Annotated in this window: 10 protein-coding genes and 5 pseudogenes; 6 read left to right on the top strand and 9 right to left on the bottom strand. The window is 68.7% G+C overall.

From position 1 onward, the window contains the following. Positions 1-32 precede the first annotated feature (32 nt). Positions 33-1400 carry a D-inositol-3-phosphate glycosyltransferase gene (gene mshA, locus IHQ52_RS07275; RefSeq protein WP_024500058.1) on the bottom strand — a complete coding sequence of 456 codons (1368 nt, stop codon included), beginning with the start codon at positions 1398-1400 and terminating at the stop codon, positions 33-35. A 149-nt stretch (positions 1401-1549) separates the two neighbouring features. On the opposite strand from mshA, the gene IHQ52_RS07270 reads away from it, so the two are divergent. From IHQ52_RS07270 to IHQ52_RS07260, 3 genes are read left to right on the top strand one after another with little or no spacing between them, the layout of a single operon-like run. Next, positions 1550-2494 (top strand): metal ABC transporter solute-binding protein, Zn/Mn family, encoded by a 945-nt coding sequence (locus tag IHQ52_RS07270; protein ID WP_006435648.1) that lies wholly within the window; start codon positions 1550-1552, stop codon positions 2492-2494. Between the two features lie 5 nt (positions 2495-2499). Further along, complete coding sequence (locus IHQ52_RS07265; RefSeq protein ID WP_006435649.1) at positions 2500-3303, top strand: metal ABC transporter ATP-binding protein; 804 nt, start codon at positions 2500-2502, stop codon at positions 3301-3303. After that, complete coding sequence (locus IHQ52_RS07260; protein ID WP_006435650.1) at positions 3300-4169, top strand: metal ABC transporter permease; 870 nt, start codon at positions 3300-3302, stop codon at positions 4167-4169. Before IHQ52_RS07265 ends, IHQ52_RS07260 begins: the two co-directional genes overlap by 4 nt. 12 nt (positions 4170-4181) lie before the next feature. Here the strand turns inward: IHQ52_RS07260 and IHQ52_RS07255 are convergent, their stop codons facing one another. After that, entirely contained in the window at positions 4182-4724 is a 543-nt protein-coding gene (locus tag IHQ52_RS07255) for a DUF2599 domain-containing protein (RefSeq protein ID WP_006435651.1), read from the bottom strand. Positions 4725-4796: 72 nt separating this feature from the next. On the opposite strand from IHQ52_RS07255, the pseudogene IHQ52_RS07250 reads away from it, so the two are divergent. Next, a pseudogene (locus IHQ52_RS07250) lies at positions 4797-5886 on the top strand (beta-mannosidase). Positions 5887-5892: 6 nt separating this feature from the next. Here the strand turns inward: IHQ52_RS07250 and IHQ52_RS07245 are convergent. The 4 genes and pseudogenes from IHQ52_RS07245 to IHQ52_RS23750 all read right to left on the bottom strand — a co-directional run bounded on the left by IHQ52_RS07245 (position 5893) and on the right by IHQ52_RS23750 (position 12640). Beyond that, positions 5893-7553, bottom strand: a pseudogene (locus IHQ52_RS07245) (glycosyltransferase family protein). Then, positions 7550-9130 (bottom strand): annotated as a pseudogene (locus tag IHQ52_RS07240) (glycosyltransferase). Before IHQ52_RS07240 ends, IHQ52_RS07245 begins: the two co-directional pseudogenes overlap by 4 nt. Next, positions 9127-10683 (bottom strand): hypothetical protein, encoded by a 1557-nt coding sequence (locus IHQ52_RS07235; protein ID WP_238064145.1) that lies wholly within the window; start codon positions 10681-10683, stop codon positions 9127-9129. Before IHQ52_RS07235 ends, IHQ52_RS07240 begins: the two are co-directional and overlap by 4 nt. Before the next feature lie 6 nt (positions 10684-10689). Then, positions 10690-12640: pseudogene (locus IHQ52_RS23750) on the bottom strand (hypothetical protein). Positions 12641-12851: 211 nt separating this feature from the next. Here IHQ52_RS23750 and IHQ52_RS07225 point away from each other — a divergent pair. Beyond that, positions 12852-13656, top strand: a pseudogene (locus IHQ52_RS07225) (alpha/beta fold hydrolase). 16 nt (positions 13657-13672) lie between these two features. On the opposite strand, the gene IHQ52_RS07220 reads toward IHQ52_RS07225, so the two are convergent. Continuing rightward, the gene (locus IHQ52_RS07220) at positions 13673-15226 is read right to left on the bottom strand and encodes a carboxylesterase/lipase family protein (protein WP_024500062.1); all 1554 of its coding nucleotides are present in this window, start codon (positions 15224-15226) and stop codon (positions 13673-13675) included. Between the two features lie 64 nt (positions 15227-15290). On the opposite strand from IHQ52_RS07220, the gene IHQ52_RS07215 reads away from it, so the two are divergent. Further along, on the top strand, positions 15291-16085 hold the full coding sequence (locus IHQ52_RS07215; protein ID WP_006435660.1) for a LamB/YcsF family protein: 795 nt from the start codon (positions 15291-15293) through the stop codon (positions 16083-16085). 13 nt (positions 16086-16098) lie between these two features. Here IHQ52_RS07215 and rlmB read toward each other — a convergent pair whose 3' ends face one another. After that, positions 16099-17049, bottom strand: a complete 951-nt coding sequence (gene rlmB, locus IHQ52_RS07210) for a 23S rRNA (guanosine(2251)-2'-O)-methyltransferase RlmB (RefSeq protein ID WP_006435661.1) — start codon at positions 17047-17049, stop codon at positions 16099-16101. Continuing rightward, complete coding sequence (cysS, locus tag IHQ52_RS07205; RefSeq protein WP_006435662.1) at positions 17049-18440, bottom strand: cysteine--tRNA ligase; 1392 nt, start codon at positions 18438-18440, stop codon at positions 17049-17051. Before cysS ends, rlmB begins: the two co-directional genes overlap by 1 nt. Positions 18441-18475: the final 35 nt, after the last annotated feature.

Below are 18475 nucleotides of genomic sequence, written 5' to 3'. Positions count from 1 at the left end.
CTCAGCTGGGGAACGGGGTTCGGCGAGACCGTTCAGACGGTCACCCGGTTACGCCGCCGACGCCAGCGCCGGCGTACTCGTGCGGGCCCACCCGGGCCTTGCGCCGCCGCCTGTTCGGCCTCTGCGTGGGCGGCATCCGACTGGGCGGCGAAGGAGTGCATTGCGTGGCGGTAGCTCTCGATCAGCTGGTCAACCGTGTGCTCCCAGGAGAACCTCTCGGCGTGCCGACGGGCGTTGCGGCCGAGTTCAGCCAGCCGATCGGGTTGCGCGAGAAGCTTTTCCAGCGCATTCGTCCAGTCACCGACCGCGTGACCGTTGACCAGCACGCCGGTGCGGCCGTCGTCGACGGCGACGCCAAGACCTCCCACGTTGGCGGCGATGACCGGCGTCCCACAGGCCTGCGCCTCGATGGCCACGAGCCCGAAACTCTCGGAATGGCTCGGCACCGCGACCACATCTGACGCGCGGTACACCTGGACCAAGCGGTCCGACGGCTGCGGCGGGAGGAAGGTGACGGACTCGGAGATCCCGAGTTCGGCGACCTGATCCATCAGCGCGGTCGGCCGCTGAAGCCCGGAACCCGAAGGCCCGCCGACGATCAGGAGCCGCAGCTGTCGCCCGGACGCGGACGCATCCTTGATCAGGGGCGCGATCGCCGAGACCAGGAGGTCGGGCGCCTTGAGCGGCTGGATTCGTCCCACGAATGTCACGATCGTCTCGTCGGGGTCGAGGCCGAGGATCGATCTGGCTTCCGCCGACGATCCGGGGGTATAGCACTCGAGGTCGGCGCCCGGCGTCACCACGTCGATGCGGTCGGCGTCGGCGTCGTACATCGAGAGAAGTTCCACCGCTTCGGTTTCGGTGTTCGCGACCAGCCGATCGGCCTCGCCGACCACCTGCTGCTCGCCGATGACCCGCAGCTGCGGTTCGGCGGTGTCGCCCTCGGCCAGTGCGGCGTTCTTCACGGCGGCCAGGGTGTGGGCGGTGTGCACCAGCGGCACACCCCATCGGTCGCGCGCGAGCCAGCCGACCTGTCCCGACAGCCAGTAATGCGAGTGGATCACGTCGTAGTGGCCGGGCGCCTGCGCCGCCTCGGCCCGCAACACCCCCGCGGTGAAGGCACACAACTGAGCGGGGAGGTCGCGTTTGTCGAGGCCCTCGAACGGTCCGGCGACCACGTTACGGACGGTCACGCCCGGAGCGGCCGCGACCGAGTGCGCATCGGACGACGACGTCGCCCGGGTGAAGATCTCGACCTCGATACCGCGCCGCGCCAGCCGGATCGCGGTCTGCCACACGTAGACGTTCATCCCACCCGCGTCACCGGTGCCCGGCTGCGCCAACGGCGAGGTGTGCACGGAGATCAGCGCGACACGCCGCGGCAACGGGCTGGAGGTCATGGCCTCCACCTTAGAGAAATGGCGTCGACGGTGACGCGCGCCCTCCGCTTCCACCAGCGCTCACCCGAGCAGTCCCGCGGCTTCGCGTCCGGCCCGACGATCCCCTACACTGTTTTCGGTAACGATTGTCATTTGCGAAAAAGGGTGTCATGAGGAAATCGCTTCTGGCCGCGGCCGGAGTTCTGTCCGCCGCCGCGCTGGTGCTCACCGGTTGCTCGAGCGACTCCGGGAACGGAGACGGCACCCCGACCGTGGTGACGTCGACCAACGTCTGGGGCTCGGTCGCCTCCGCGGTCGCCGGCGACAAGGCCACCGTCACCGCCCTGTACACCAGCACCGATGGCGATCCCCATGAGTTCGAGCCGTCCGCCGCCGACACCGCGACGGTCGCCGACGCCGACATCCTCGTGATGAACGGCGGTCACTACGACGCCTACATGGAGCAGGCCGCGAAGTCCTCGGACGCGACCGTCGTCGATGCATTCGAACTCGCCGGCAGCGACGAGCACGATGCCGGCGACCACACCGACCATGGCGACGCAGGTCACGACCACGGCACCGAGAACGAGCACGTCTTCTACGACCTGCCGGTGGTCGCGGAGGTCGCCGGCAAGATCGCCGATGCGCTGTCCGAGCAGGACCCGGAGAACGCCGGGACCTACCGTGCGAACGCCGAGACCTTCACCTCCGGCATCGACGGTCTGCGGACCGAGCTCGCCGGCATCCGCAAGGCGCACGACGGCACGAAGGTCGCCCAGACGGAGCCGCTCGCGGGTTACCTGCTCACCGAGGCCGGCCTGGTCGACGCGGCTCCCGCCGGGTTCACCCAGGCCGTCGAGGAGGGTCAGTCGCCGTCCGCCGCGGACCGCGCCGCCATGCAGGATCTCCTTGCATCCCGCGGCGTCGCCGTCCTGATCTACAACGTCCAGGCCATCGACCCGGTAACCCAGGCGATGCTCGACGTCGCGAAATCCTCGAAGGTGCCGGTTGTCGAGTTCACCGAGACCCTCCCGGACGGCGTCACCGACTACCTCGCCTGGCAGCGCGCACAGATCGACGCGCTCGCGGCAGCCCTCGACACCGAGAAGAGGTGACCGCGATGACGGTGGGCACCGACCCGGTGGTGACGTTCTCGGGTGCGCGACTCGGCTTCGGCGACCGCGTGCTCTGGGACGACCTCGACCTGACGATCCGCCCGGGTGAGTTCGTCGCCGTGCTCGGTCCCAACGGCTCCGGCAAGACGTCCTTACTTCGTGTCCTGCTGCGTCAGTACCCTCTCGACAGCGGCGCCGTCGCGACCACCGGCGCGATCGGCTACATCCCGCAGCAACACGCCGATGACGCCGACCCCATGGCGATCCGCGGCCGGGACCTGGTCGGTTTCGGCGTCGACGGCAGCCGGTGGGGTCTCGGCCTGCGCGGCCGGTCGCGCAGGCGCGAACTCGTCGACCGGGCGCTCGCCGCGGTGGATTCGCTCCCCTACGCCGACGCACCGCTCGGCGTCCTCTCCGGCGGCGAACAGCAGCGACTGCGCGTGGCCCAGGCCGTCGTCAGCGATCCCGCCCTCCTCTTGTGCGACGAGCCGCTGGCGAGCCTGGATCCCACCAATCAGCAGGTCGTGGTCGACCTCATCGACCAGCGTCGACGTCAGGCCGGGACCGCGGTCGTGTTCGTCACGCATGAGATCAACCCGATCCTCCCCTACGTCGATCGTGTGCTCTACCTGGTCGGCGGGCGGTTCCGCATCGGCACCCCCGACGAGGTGATGACCACCGAGACGCTCAGCGAGCTGTACGGCAGCGACGTCGAGGTGCTCCGGGTCAATGGTCGACTCATCGTGATCGGCGGCGAGGACGCACACCACTGCGTCGACATCGCCGACGCCGGAAGCCAGTCCGCATGAGCGTGACCTCGCTGGCCGTCGAACGTCGGTTCAGCGACCTCTGGGACTTCTCCGAAACCGTGAACCTGCTCGGCTACGACTTCATGCAGCAGGCGCTGCTCGCGATGATGTTGCTCGGACTGCTCGGCGGGCTGCTGGGACCGCTGATCGTGGCGCGGCAGATGTCGTTCGCGGTCCACGGCTGCAGCGAGTTGTCCGTGACGGGTGCGGCGGCCGCTCTGCTGATCGGCTTCAGTGTCAATCTCGGTGGTGTCATCGGTGCGGTGATCGCGGCCGCGGTATTCGGGTTCCTCGGCAACAAGGCCCGCGAACGCGACTCCGTGATCGGTGTCGTGATGGCGTTCGGCCTCGGAATCGGTGTCCTGTTCCTCGCCCTCTACGGCCGCATCGGTACCGGTTTCGCGCTGCTGACCGGACAGGTCGTCAGCGTCGGGATCGACGGTCTCGTGGCGATCGCGATCACCACCGCCGTGGTCGTCGCGGTGCTGGCGGTGATCTATCGACCGCTCCTGTTCGCATCCACCGATCCGCGGGTCGCGCAGGCGCATGGCGTGCCCGTCCGGACGCTGTCCGTCGTCTTCGCGGTCATCATGGGACTCGCGGCGGCCCAGGGTGTCCAGATCATCGGCGCGCTGCTGGTGATGTCGCTGCTGATCACCCCGGGTGCGGCGGCGGCGCGGGTGACCGCGAATCCGGCTCGGGCTCTGGTGCTGTCGGTCGTCTTCGCCGAGATCGCCGCGGTCGGCGGGTTGCTGATGTCACTCGCGCCGAAACTCCCGGTCTCGGTGTTCGTCACGATCATCTCGTTCGTGATCTACGTCGTGTGCCGCTTCATCGGCTCACGCCGCGTGCACGCCACGCGCTAGTACTCCTGGGCGTCAGTACTCCTCGGCGAACCCCGGATTGCAGCGGGCGCCGATCATGTCCTCTTCGGTGACGACGGGGCGTCCCGGTTCGAGGTTCCAGCTCGGTTTCTCGGGTTCGACGATCCGCGCGAAGCGCCAGTGGCACTCGAACTGCGCCTGCATGCCGGGGGTGTCGGCGCCGGCGTCGAGTCCGACGACCTCCCGCCACGCCGCGGCCATGGCCGTGGGGTCCTGCGTGTACCGCCCGGAAGTGGTCGGGAACACCGAGAGGCTGGGACCGACCTCGGTGTCGGTCCATTCGACGCGTTCGATGAAGGGTGCCCGGTAGACCACCGTCGGAGTGGTCGGCGAGTCGCTCGCCCCGTGGGTCGTCGTGGCCGCCCCCGCCGTGACACCGCTGGGCGTGACACTGCCCGGCGTCGTACTGCTCGGGGTGGCGCTGATCGGGGCACCGGTACCGGCGGGTTCGGTCGAACCACATCCGCCGAGGACGATCGCGACGCCGACACCACCGGCGCAGGCAGAAGCGAAGATCCGCGCCCTCGTTTGTGCCATCGACGTACTCCTCATGACGCCACCCTAGGCGACGAGTAGCCTGCAGCTGTGAGACACCGGCGCACGATGCGGATGCTCGCCGCCGCCCTCGTCGTCGTGCTCGGCGGACTGATCTGCATGACCGGCTGCGCCCTCACCCCGCTGGCCGGTCCACCGGAGTCCACCCAATCCCACCGAGTCCGCGCCACGCCCACCGGCCTCACCCTCGACGGGAAGCCGTGGTGGCCCGTCGGTTTCAACGCCTACCAGCTCGGCACGGACTGGTCGGTCAACACCGGTTGTGGCGCGGAGGTCGATCTCGACGACTATTTCGCGCAACTGCCGCCGCGCGCGCTCACCCGTTTCAACCTGTATTCGTCCTTTGTCGTCGACAAGCGCAGTGGGCTTATGGATTTCGGACCGCTCGACCGGGTCTTCGCGGCCGCTCCCGTCATCGGCAGCTGGTGTTGCCGGTGCTCACGGGCGGATCGGGAGACTGCGGGGACGGCCGGTTCAAGGACCGTGGCTTCTATGTGAACGGCTGGCGCACCCAGAAGTCGCGAAGTCACCAGACCTATGCCGAGTGGGTGCAGACGGCCGTGACCCGGTGGCATGACGAACCGTCGATCATCGGCCGGGAACTGGTCGGCGAACCGGAGGCCAGCAGCTGCGGCACCGCCTGCGACTGGCGGAACCGGGTGTGCCCCGACGACGCCACCGCGGTGCTGCGAGGCTTCTTCGATCAGGCCGGTGCGCACCTCCGTTCCTTCGACGACGCACGACCGATCTTCTCCGGACTGGTGGGTGGCGACCAGTGCGGAATCGCCGGGAACGCCTATGCGGAGGTCGCCGGGTCGAGCGGGATCGATGTCCTCGACTTCCACGACTACAGCTCCGGCACGCACTCCGGACCGCGCGGCAGCAATCTGCCCACACGCATCACCCAGTCGCGTCAGCTCGGAAAACCACTGGTGGTCAACGAGATCGGCGTCGAAGCCGGATCGTGCCTGCCGCTGTCCACCCGGGCGCGGCAGCTCGACGCCATCATCACCCGCCAGCGCGACGCCGGAACCGCGGGCGCACTGCTGTGGTCGTATGTACCCGACCCCGCACCTCGGAATGCACCTACGACATCGGCCCACACGATCCCGCGTGGAAGGTCGTCCGCGACCATGCGCGCTGATCGTCGTCATCTCATGATCTGATAGACACGCCAATCCGGCAGGTCCGCACCGTCGTTGCGCGCCTCGAGGACGAGCGCCCCGATCTGGGCACCGTTCTCGTACATGGTCGGATAACGCTGGTTGATCGCATCGGCCACACCTCGACCCTCGACCGGAGCGGTGAGGAAGTACCTGACACCGAGGTCCGCGGGAGCGTTGAGCCGTTGGGCGAAGTCCCGGTCCGACGGGATGACGAACTGTCGCGGCCGCTCGGACTGCACGACCACCGCGAATCCGTAGACGGTGTCACACAGGACCGAACCGTCCGGTAGGGCAAGCCCGTCGAGGTACTCGGCCAGTGCACGTTCGGTGGAGAACGAACGGACCACCCGTTGCTCGTACGAGGTATTTCTGCTGAACCGACTGCGGTTGCGGGTTCACCACCGATCCCAGCGCGAACTCCTGCGGGGCGTACTTCGGTGACGTCATCCCCATCGCGGTCACGGGCAGCGCCGACGCCATCACCACGATGGCCACCGTGCACGCGATCGTGTACCCCCCACCGCGATGCGTAGGGCCGCACAGGCGCCGGGTCCGCGTGGGCGCCCGCGCGACGCATCGGGATCGGCCGGCGCAGCGGTACCGACATCAACGCCACGATGGCGGCCAGGAGGATCACCGTCATGTAGAACCGCAGGAAGCCGAAGGTCGAACCCCGCGCGTAGCCGAAGACCTGGAAGGCCAGTACCGCCACGATCATGAGCCCCGGCAACAGGGGTGACAGCCGGTGGCGCCGCGCACGCACGCCGATCAGCCCCACGACGAGGATCGGCAACAGCGGCGCGAGAATGGCCAACTCGGTGATGGAGAACCAGATGGCTTCGCTCGTCGTCGACGATCCGCTGCCGCCGGATTGCGCGATGATGGCGGCGTTGCCGTACTCGGAGGTGAACTGTGCGAACGCGTTCCCGGTGATCAGCCAGCCGGTCGCCGCCCAGGCGAGGAAGGCCAGCGCGCTCGGGGCGACGACGAGGGTGATGTCGACGAGGCTTCGCGACAGACGTTTTCGCCCGTCGCGGCGGCGGTAGGTGACCCATCCGACGACGCATCCGGCGGCCAGCGCGGCCGCCCCGCCGTCGTAGCGGGTGAGGTAGGACAGTGCGAGCGCGATTCCCGCGACGACAAGCTCGTGTACGTCATCGGTGGAGACCCAGCGGATCAGGCGGCGCGACGCCCAGGCGAGAAAGAACAGGTACGGCGCCTCGCTCATCCCGTTGGCGCCGTACAGCACGACCATCGGATTCGCTGCGTAACAGATCGTGAAGACCGCGGCGACAACCGGATCGAGACCCCGATCGCGAGCGATACCCGAGACCTGGACGACCGAACCGGCCATGAACATCGACGACATGATCACCGCCGACAGCGCGTGGGTGGTCATCTCCGGCCACCACGGGCTCAACGCGACGAGGGGCAGTTGCACCACCGCGGTCAGCGGGGTGAAGACGAAGCCGATGGCCGACAGACGCGGTGTCCGGCTGAACAACACGCTCTGCGCCGACTGGACCCTGGACAACGCGTCACCGAAGAAGAGATGCACCTCGGTCGCCAGGTACACCCCGACGACCAGATACGGCAACCAGGCGGCCAGGAAGATCAGGACCCCGACCCGAAGCCGCCGGTTCACGTGGCGCCTCCGGGCTCTTCCCCACTCGTGCCGTGTGCGCCCTGCTCACCGGGATCGTCCGCCGCGGATTCCTGATGGCTGGTCGACAGGCCGTGGAAGGTCTTCTCCCAGTACGACGGATTGACCAGGATCTGCCACATGCCCTTGATGGCCGCGACGCTCATCATCAGCCAGTACAGCGGGATCAGCAACGCCGAGAACAGCAGTTCGCTCCGGTCGTCCTCCCGGATCGCGATCAGGTTCATGTATATCGCCGCACCGTTGCCCAGCAGCATCGAGACGAGCGCGAGGTAGTAGATGGGTCCCGGGAAGAGGTCGACGACGATCAGCGGCTGCCCCGCGATCCACAGCGCGAGGATCAGCCAGAACACCATGTTGACGCACGCGATCACCGGCGTGCCCGCGATGAGCAGCGTGAAGCGGACGAACGCAACGGGTCCGAGGATGTGCCACAGCTTGACCGGGTGACGCATGTGCACGAGCCAGGTCTGCATGCAGCCCTTGTACCAACGGGATCGCTGGCGCACCCAGTTGATGGCGTCGACGTTGGCCTCTTCCAGCGTGATCGAGTCCAGCACGACCGTGCGGTAACCGTGGTCGGCGATCCGCACCCGAGGTCGGCGTCCTCGGTGACGTTGAAGGGCTCCCACGCCCCGATCCGGTCGAGCACATCGCGTTTGAAGTGATTCGACGTGCCGCCCAACGGAATCGGCGCCCGACTCACCATCATCCCGGGCAGCAGGAAGCCGAACCAGATCCCGTAGTCCGCGGTGAACCACTCGGTGAGCATGTTGTCGCGGACGTTGTGGAAGCTGAGCTTGCCCTGGACGCACACGACCGACTCGTCGTCGGAGTTGTTCAGCACGTAGACCGCACGACGCAGTTGCAGGGGATCGGGTTTGTCCTCGGCGTCGAAGATGGTGACGATGTCACCGGTCGCGAAGTGCATGCCGAAATTGCACGCCTTGGGTTTGGTTCGCGGTTGTGCCGGCGGTGTGAGGACCACGGTGACAAGGCCATTCGCCTCGACCCCGCGTGCGGCTTCGATCGTCGGCTCGTCGTCCTCCTCGAGCAGCAGGAGGACCTGGAGCTTCTCGCGGGGGTACTCGATGGTCTCCATGGCGGCGACGAGGTCGCCGACCACTTCGGGCTCACCGTATGCGGGGACGAGGACCGTGTAGCGGGGAAGTTCCTCGTCGGGGATCGACCGGGCCTGCTCGTCGCTGACCCGGATTGCCCCGTTCACCGGTCCCCGCCGGAAGATCACCAGCCGATCGGCGAGAGTGACGACGTAGGCGACGGTCGCCGTCGACACCAGCGCCGCGCAGGTGCCCACCGGGAAGAAGACCATCAGCACGGCGATGACGCCGAGCAGCGTGAACCCGATGATCTTCTGAATCCGGTTGAACGCCACCGATGCCGACATGTCCGCATCGGCCTCGCGCAACCGGTCGACGGCGTCGCGGAGCGCTTCCGCACGGTAGTCCTCGTCGGCGAGCAGTTCGGCGACCGGCCGCCGGGGCCGCGTGCTGCGCGCCACCCCCCGGCGCGTCGGCGTCGCGTTCGTCGATGGTCACGGCTCGGCCCTCGCGACCTCGACGAGTTGTGACCGCACCAGCCCGCCGGCGAGCCCCACCAGGAGATCGCGATCCTTGTACTGCGGGTCGGTGTCGAGGAGAACCGCGTTGCCGCGCAACAGGATCGTCATGAGCGAGGTGAGGTTTTCCAGGAGGGTGATCCGCGGTTCCGGGAAGTACGCCGCCGGCTCGTGATCGTCGACGGCCCAGATCATCACCTGTTGCGTGCGGCGCCCGTTGTTCCACCACCACGAGACCACCGTGTACGTCAGGTATCTCGCATCGTCGACCACGCTCCACATTTTTCCGCGAACCCCGAACGGCAACGCCACGTCGACGGGTTCGTTCGAGCGTTCGTCGGACAGGTCGTAGCGGAAGATGTCGGGATACACCTCGAGCGCGAGCGGTCGCCGGCTGTCGACGCTGTCGACGACGACGCGGCGGGGTCGGGCGAATTTGTCGAATGCCCGTGTCCCCCGGCTCTGGACGAGCACCTGGCGGGTGAGGACCGCACCGGGACCGTACAGGCGGGACACCCAGCCGTAGACGCGAACCGATTCCTGACGCCAGCCCGGTGGGATGTTGAGCTGCCCGCCGATCTCGAGCTGCGGGTATGTGTTGCTCTGCCAGGTACTGCCCACCGGCGGGGTGGGGATGAATGCCAGCAGGATGGCCGCGAGGACCACCACCAGCACGGGCCGCCCGACGAAGCCGACCGTCGGATCCTTGACCTCCCCTCGCACCGGCGGTGACCATCTCCGCCCGCCGCGTCGCCGGTAACTGACCAGCATGATCCCGGAGGTCGCGACGGCCGCGATCAGAGCCGGTCCGGGGACGAGCACATTGCGCGGCGCCTCGAGGGCGTTGAGCACCAGCAGTGCGAGAAGGCCCACCGCACCGGCGATGAGCGCCGCGACCGCCTTGCGCCGCCAGGTACGTCCCACCGCGACGACCGTGGCGGCGACGGCCATCAGCACGAGGGCGAATCCGGCGGCCATCGAGGTGCCGCCAAGCGCCAGCACCAACCCCCGCACCGGGATGGGGAAGATGAGCAGGAACACCAGCCAGGCCCACTTGTAGCGGGAGACCGGCCGCAGACCGAACAGCAGGATCGACGCTCCGAGCACGAACATCCACAGCGCCAGCAGATCCATGTGCGACGTCAGATAGGCCCGGCCGTAGCGCGGCGTGACGAGAAGCTTGCCGGCCACCGCCAGGACGATCACCACGATTCCGACGATCACGTCGGTCTGCCGGTCGTGGATGGGTGGCTCGTCGAAGTCGCGCCACGAGACCCCGACGACGGCGATCAGGCTCAGGACCACGAGCACGGGCACGGGCACGGGCACGGGCACGGGCACGTACAGGATGAGTGTCTGGGCCCGCAGTTCGTCGATCACCGCCGCGATGGTGTTCCAGAAGCCGAGCACCGTGCACGTCACCAGCAGCACCCACCGGAACGCGATGACCCGCCATGGGTGATCGCCGAACAGCGGCGTCTCGGGACGGGAGAGTGTCGCCATGGCGACGACCTGTGAGGCGGTCAGGGCCATGCGCGCTCAGCCCCCGGAGGAGGTCCGCCGCCGGCGCCGCAGCAGGAAAGTCGCCAGTGCCGTCGCCACCACGACGCCCACCGCGGCGACCGCGACGGTGACCCACGAGGTCCCGGTCGACGACTCGGATCGATCCGGTGCCACCTGGTCGGCGACCACGACGACCGGCTGCTGACCGGCCACCTGCAGGACGGCATCGCCCGCGAGTGACGGCCACCGGTCGGGGTCGGCGTCCAGCCAGGTCAGTAGGGCATCGAGGTCGGCCGCGGTCCCGGTGGACGTCGCCAGCAGGACCGACCGTCCGTCCTGCCGCGCGACCTGCAGCGAGCCGAAACGTACGGCCGGGTTGAGGACGACGTTCGAGCGTTCGCCGTCGGCCCCCAGTACCGAGAGCGTGCCCCCGGTCGCCTCGACGGGCAGCGGCAACTCGGGTACCCCCTGCCCGTCGGCGGCGACGATCACTATCGGACCGTTCGAGGACATGGCGTCGGCGACCGGCATGACGTCGATGCCGAGTCGGACCGCCGACAGCCGTTGCAGTCCGGTCATCAGCACCACCGCGCGGCGGACGTCGTCGACGTCGCCGTCGGTCCAGGCCAGCGCTGTACGGGGCATGAGTGCCTGCGGGAGGGAGGCGAAGCCGGACGGCCGCGGCGGGTCGGCGCTCTCGGATCGGACCTCACCGGTCGAGGCGAGGCTGAGGGAAGTCCGTGTCCCGGTGCCGCATCCTTCGCCGACGTCGGGATGGTTGTAGGTCACCGTGACCTCGGTGAACCGCGCCAGGAGATCCGGCGGGATGTCGACCCACGTGTTGTACCTGCCGGACGGGTCCGCCGGCACGGAGGCGATCACCCGCGGCCCGACGGTCACCGCGATCTGACCGCCGAGCGGGGTGTAGGTGCCCGACAACTGGACTCGGACGTCCTCGGAAGGTCGTCCCAGTCTCGCTGGTCGATCCCGAAGGAGATCGACGGCCATCCCGCGGCGGCGGTGACCAGTTGATCGCTGACACCCAGGTCGGCCAGTGTGTTGACCGCCGGCGCGAGTTGCGGTGCGGCAAACGGTGCTCCGGCCACGGCGGCCGAACTGATCGCGATGCTCGACAGCTCCGAGGTGAGGAACTGCACCTGCGTCGCCAGCTCCTCGGGGTTGCCGCCGATTCGCAACACCGGCCATCCTGCTCCCGGTCCGAGGCTCAGGCCGGCCGGCCGGCGCATCGGTACTGATGACGACCTGCCGTTCGAGCGGGCCGACGGCAGCGGCCGGCCTGGTCTCGTTCCGGGGCAGCGACGCGGTCCGGATGTCGACGGCCGCCGAACCGTAGTTCGCGACCACCGCGGTCGCGAGTTGCACGGCCGCGGCACCTTCCGCGGGTTTCACATCCTCGGGGACGTAGATGGTCAGGGCGCGCAGGATCGGGGGGCAGGAATCCGGCGACTCTCGCCGGTGTCGCCTCGCGTCCGCCGTAGGCCACGACCGCGTTGACGATCCGGAATCGGTTGTCGGCGTCGAAGTCACAGGAACCGGCCGTGCGCAGGTAGGTGCGCAGGACGATGTCGGCGGAATTCCGGTCGAGGCGCACGCCTCGAAGGGGCAGGGCGATCGGCGAATTCACCGCCGGGTCGATCGGCGTCCGCGAGATGAGTCGATCACCTTGCAGCACATCGACATTCCCACAGGTGACGAACGACGGGAACTGGGCGGTCCCGCGGATCTCGGTGGGGGTGAGGTTCGGCGGCACGGCGAGCGAGAGGCTGACCTCTCCCTGTTGTCCTGGAAAAGCGATCGTCGACGACGAGCCGAGATATCGAAGACTCAACGGCGGTGGCGGGTCACCGGACGCGGCGGCCGCGGGTGGCGCAGAGAGGACCCCCACCGAGGCGCTACCCGCGATCAGCAGGCCCGCCAACCCGACGCCCACCGCATGTTTCCAGCGACTTACGCAGGACACGTGCAACTCGCTTCTCCTCACGTGACCCCAACCACTCACATCACACCACCCCTGAGTACAGAAGCTAACGCAGGGAGTCCGTTTCGATACCTTTTCGCCCGATCTGAGCACCGATGTCGTTGCGAGTCGCGAACGTTCCACGGGGCCGCACCGATGTCTGCGACGATGGCCTCAGAGCACCCGAGAACACCCGAGAACACCCGACCCGAGGACCAGCATGCGCCCAGTTCACGTCGGCGACGAGATCGACGGCGGCGTGTATGTGGATGTCGCCGGGACGACGCTGTGGCACTTCATCGAAGGCAACCCTCAGGGCGCCCCAACCGTGCTCCTGCACGGCATCTTCGCCTCGGCGGCGTCCTGGGGCGCGCAGGTCCCCGATTTCCTCGATGCCGGGCTGTTGCTGTTCATGCCCGAACGGCCCGGTCACGGGCACAGTCCCGACACCGACAGCGATTTCACCTGTGCGTCCATCGCCGCACGCACCGATCGCCTATCTCGAAACGGTCGTCGGACGTCCGGCGAATCTCGTCGGCTGGGGCGACAGTGCGGCCGTCGCACTCGTCATCGCGCGGGACCGTCCCGATCTGGTGAACCGCGTGGTGGCCGTCGGCGGTTACCTCAATCCCGGTGGTCGCCGGATCGACCGATTCGTCCAACTGGTGATGGACCGCAATCCGGTGACTGTCGAGTACCTGCGTACCCACCACGACGAGATATCCCCCGATGGTCCCGAGCACTTCACCGTCGTCTACGACAAGACGATCCGGATGCTCGCCTCCGAACCCGACTATGCGGTGGCCGATTTCGCCGACGTACCGGCATCGGTGCTGCTGGTGGTCGCCGATCGTGGGCTGGTACGCATGGAGCACGCGCTGGAGATCGTCCGAACGCTGCCGCACGCTCGGCTCGCGGTGCTGCCGGGGACCCACATCCTCCCGGTGGAGGCACCCGAAACGTTCAACCCACTGGTGCTGTCGTTCCTCGCGGCCGATCCGCCCACCGAGTGGCTAACGGAGTGACCGGTCGCGTCGGCGGTCAGGCCTGCGATGGTGCGTGCACCCGGTTCCAGGCCTGGCGCCGCAGGGTGTCGGGATCGGTGACGACGCGGTCCGGGTCGTTGATGACCAGGACCTTCCGCTCGGCGGTCGTGTAGGCCGGCCAGCCGAGACCGGGGTCGCCGGTGCGGGCGAAAGCAGCCCAGCGGCCCTGCACGCTGTCGGTGACACGACGCGTGCCCGGCCAGTCCGCGATCGCGAGTCCCGCGCCCATCGGCGCGCGGTAGGCACCGAACACGGTGAACAGTTCCGTCGCGTGGGTCGCGCCGAAGCCCGTCGCGTCCAGGACCTTGGTCCGATAGTCATAGCGGTACACGTAGGTCGGCGCGACCTTGCTGTGCCCGTCGGCGAAGGCACTCATCGGCGCCCAGAAGATCGAGTCACCGGCCAGGCGGATCCGATCGCGGTCGCCGTTGGAGTAGTGGGCGGCGATCTCGCGGCGGACCTCCTCGTCCTCCACCCGCATCAGCATGCGTTCGGAATCGGGCAGGACGTTCCAGAGTTTCGCGAAGAGTCTCCCCTCGTCCTTGTTGCTGCCGATCACCAGCGGCACCGGCAGCGTCAGGCCGTCGGCGGCCGCAGCGAGCGGCGAGCGCGGCAGCAGATCACCGTCGACGACGGGCGCGAACGGGATGGACCCGCCCGAGGACTTGGTCGCGAACCGCATGAGACGATTGCCCGCTTCGAGCAGCAATGCGGGATTGGGGGTGGTGAGAAGGCGTTGCGCCTCGGCCGGGTCGAGGGGGTCCTCGGTCCGCTCCATCGAGGTGTTCCGACGTTGCGGATCGCGGAGGATCCGGACGAACTCGTCGGCGTAGACGGTCGCGGCGTCCTGCTCGACCACGAGTTCCGGGGCGGGACTCTGCGCGATGGCGTGATGGAACAGGCCGGTGGCCTCCGGAGCGGACAGCAGGGCGAGCACCGACGACCCACCGGCGCTCTCGCCGAAGACGGTCACGTTGTCGGGGTCACCGCCGAACGCGGCGATGTTGTCCTGCACCCATCGCAGCGCGGCGATCTGGTCGCGCAGACCCGCGTTGGTGTCGAACGGCCGGTCGTCAGTGGCGAACTGCGAGAGATCGAGGAAACCGAAGGGACCGAAACGGTATTGGATCGTCACGACGACGACGTCCTGGGCACGGGCCAGGAAGGCGCCGTCGTAGAGCGGGGTCGCGGCGGTGCCGAGGATGAAGGCGCCGCCGTGGATGAAGACCATCACCGGCCGCGGCCTCGACGACGCGACGTCGGGTGAGAAGACGTTGAGCGTGAGGCAGTCCTCGGCCATCGGCGCGAACTTCCCCGGCGCGACGGCGGTGAACCGCTTCTCCTGGATGGCGGCCTTGGCGAGTTTGGTGCAGTCACGCACGCCGGGCCAGTCGTGGGCCGGTTCGGGTGCGCAAAACCGGCGGTGGGCCACCGGGGGCGCGGCGAACGGAATGCCTCGCCAGCTGATCGTGCCGCGGCGCAGCCGCCTTCCCCGTGCGCCACCGACGACGCCGTTGACCGTGGTGACCTTGGTGTCGAGCAGTGCCATACCCCCACCGTAGACGAATCGCCTGTTACGTCTGCTCAACCGGCGCAGATCTAGAATGTGGCCCATGACCGCCGACAAGGCCCGCTCCGACAAGGCCACCGTCGAACCGGCACGCGCTCGCATCGATCTCAACGCCGACCTCGGCGAGGGAGTCGGCGACGACGAGACGATGCTGACCATCGTGACCAGCGCCAACATCGCGTGCGGTTTCCACGCGGGAACTCCCGCAGACCTGCTGGCGACGTGCCGGGCGGCCGTGGCCGCCGGTGTCCGCATCGGCGCGCAGGTCTCCTATCCCGACCGCGCCGGCTTCGGCCGCCGGTTCATGGAGATGTCGACGCCGGACCTGATCGCCGATCTCGTCTATCAGATCGGCGCGCTCGACGCCCTCGCCCGATCCGTCGGCGGGTCGGTGACCTACGTGAAACCCCATGGCGCGCTGTACAACACGGTCGTCCACCACGAGCAACAGGCCGACGCGGTGGTCGCTGCGGTGCGCGACGTGAACCCGGGTCTGGCGATGATGGGGCTACCGAACTCGGAGATTCTGGCCCGTGCCGAACGCGCCGGGCTGCGGGTCATCACCGAGGCCTTCGCCGACCGCGCCTACACCCCCACGGGGACACTCGTTCCGCGCACCGAGCGTGGGGCCGTCCTCTCCGACAGCGCGGAGATCGCACGGCGGGTCGTCGAGATGACCACCACCGGACGCCTGACGGCGATCGACGGCACGGTGGTCGCGGTCGACGCCGATTCGATCTGTCTGCACGGCGACACCCAGGGCGCGGTCGGCCACGCCCGTGCGGTTCGCGAAGCACTCGCGCAGGCCGGTGTCGAGATCGGTCTCACCCGGTCGTGAACCGGCGCGCGGACTACCGCCGGCGCTGGCGTGCGAATTCGGCGAGCACGACGCCCGCCGCGACCGACGCGTTGAGGCTCTCGACCTCCCCGGCCATGGGGATCGACAGGATCGAGTCGCAGCTCTCGCGCACGAGGCGCGACAGGCCCTTGCCCTCCGATCCCACGACGATCACCGTCGGACCGGTGCCGTCGTAGTCGTCGAGGGTCACGTCGCCGCCGGCGTCCAGACCCACGAGCTGGGCCCCGGAGTCGGCCCAGTCCTTGAGCGTCCGGGTGAGGTTGGTGGCACGCGCGACCGGGAGTCGTGCGGCGGCACCGGCGCTGGTCCGCCAGGCCACCGCGGTCACGCTCGCGCTGCGTCGCGCCGGGATCACCACGCCGTGCCCGCCGAAGGCGGCCACCGAGCGGATCACCGCACCCAGGTTGCGCGGGTCGGTGATGTTGTCGAGCGCCACCAGCAGCGGCGGGGTGCCGCTGGCCTTGGCGTCGGCCATCAGATCGTCCGGATGGGTGTACTCGTACTCCGGCACCTGCAGGGCGATGCCCTGATGCATTCCGTTGGTGGACAACCGGTCCAGCTCCGGCTTGCCGACCTCGAGGATGGAGATCGCCTGATCGCCGGCGATCTTGACCGCCTCGGCGACACGCTCGTCTGGTTCGGAGTTGGTGGCGATGTAGAGCGCCGTCGCGGGCACGCCCGCACGCAGGCACTCGACGACGGGGTTGCGGCCGAGCACGTACTCGGGACCCTCGTCCTTCCCGCGCACGCCGCCCCGGCCGGTGCCCGACTTCGCCGCGGCCTTCGCCCGCTTGTGAGCGGGGTGGTACGGGCGGTCGACCGCCTTCGGGGTGGCGCCCCGGGCCTCGAGACCGCGTCGCCGCTGGCCGCCGGACCCGACGACCTGCCCCTTCTTGGTGCCCGACTTGCGGATCGCACCCTTACGCTTGGAATTTCCTGCCATCACGCCTCACCCTTCAATGCCCACTGTGCACCATCAGGGGTGTCGGTCACCTCGATGCCGGCCTCGGCCAGACGATCCCGGACCGCATCCGCGGTCGCCCAGTCCTTGGCGGAACGCGCGTCGGCGCGCCGTTGCAGTTCGGCGCGCACCAGCACGTCCAGTGCAGAGGTGGCGGCCGAGTCGTCGGCCGCACCGGCCCACTGATCGTCGAGCGGGTCGACGCCGAGGATCCCCATCATGCCCCGCACCGACGATGCGGCGGCCAGCGCGGCCGCCCCGTCACCCGATTCGAGTGCGGTGTTGCCCTGACGGACGACGTTGTGCACGACCGCGAGAGCCGCCGGGACGCCGAGATCGTCGTCGAGCGCGTCACCGAAATCGGGGTCGATGTCGCCGACGGCCACATCGCCCACGCGGGCGGCGACACGTTCGACGAAGGACTCCACCCGCCGGTAACCGGCGGCCGCCTCGGTGAGCGCACCCGGCGAGTACTCCAGCATCGACCGGTAGTGCGCACTGCCGAGGTAGTACCGCAGTTCGACGGCACGGACGCGCTGCAGCATCGCGGGGATCGACACCACGTTGCCCAGCGACTTGCTCATCTTCTCGCCACCCATGGTGACCCAGCCGTTGTGCAGCCAGTACCGCGCGAACGGGTCTCCGGCGCCGTGCGCCTGGGCGATCTCGTTCTCGTGGTGCGGGAACACCAGATCCATTCCGCCGCAGTGGATGTCGAACTCTGCCCCCAGCAGGCTGGTGGCCATCGCCGAGCACTCCAGATGCCAGCCGGGGCGTCCGGGACCCCAGGGGGTCGGCCACGACGGCTCATCGGGCTTGGCCGCCTTCCACAGCGTGAAGTCGCGGTGATCGCGCTTGCCGGTGCCCGCGCTCTCGCCCTGGTGCACGTCGTCGAGCTTGTGCCCGGACAGTGCACCGTAGTCGGGGAGGCTCCGGACGTCGAAGTAGACGTTGCCGTCGGCGACGTAGGCGTGGCCACGCTCGATCAGGCGCTGCATGTACTCGACCATCTGGGTCACGAACCCGGTCGCCCGCGGTTCTGCCGACGGCGGCAGGACGCCGAGCGCGCGGTAGGCGTCGTCGAAGGCGCGCTCGTGCGTGGCGGCCCACTCCCACCAGGGACGGCCCGCGTCGGCGGCCTTGCGGAGGATCTTGTCGTCGATGTCGGTGACGTTGCGGACGAACAGCACGTCGAGGCCCTGGTGGCTCAACCAGCGGCGCAGGATGTCGAAGGCGATACCGCTGCGGACGTGGCCGATATGGGGAACACCCTGCACCGTCGCGCCGCACAGGTACACCGATGCCTGGCCTGGGCGCAGCGGCACGAAGTCGCGCACCTCTCGGGAGCTGGTGTCATAAAGGCGCAGGGTCACGACCGGCCATCCTACCGGACCACGGACGGGCCACC

Source organism: Gordonia amicalis, from assembly GCF_022059885.1.
Taxonomy (GTDB): Bacteria; Actinomycetota; Actinomycetes; order Mycobacteriales; family Mycobacteriaceae; genus Gordonia; species Gordonia amicalis.
Note: the sequence above shows the minus strand (reverse complement) of the source record. Positions and strands in the feature narration are given on the sequence as shown.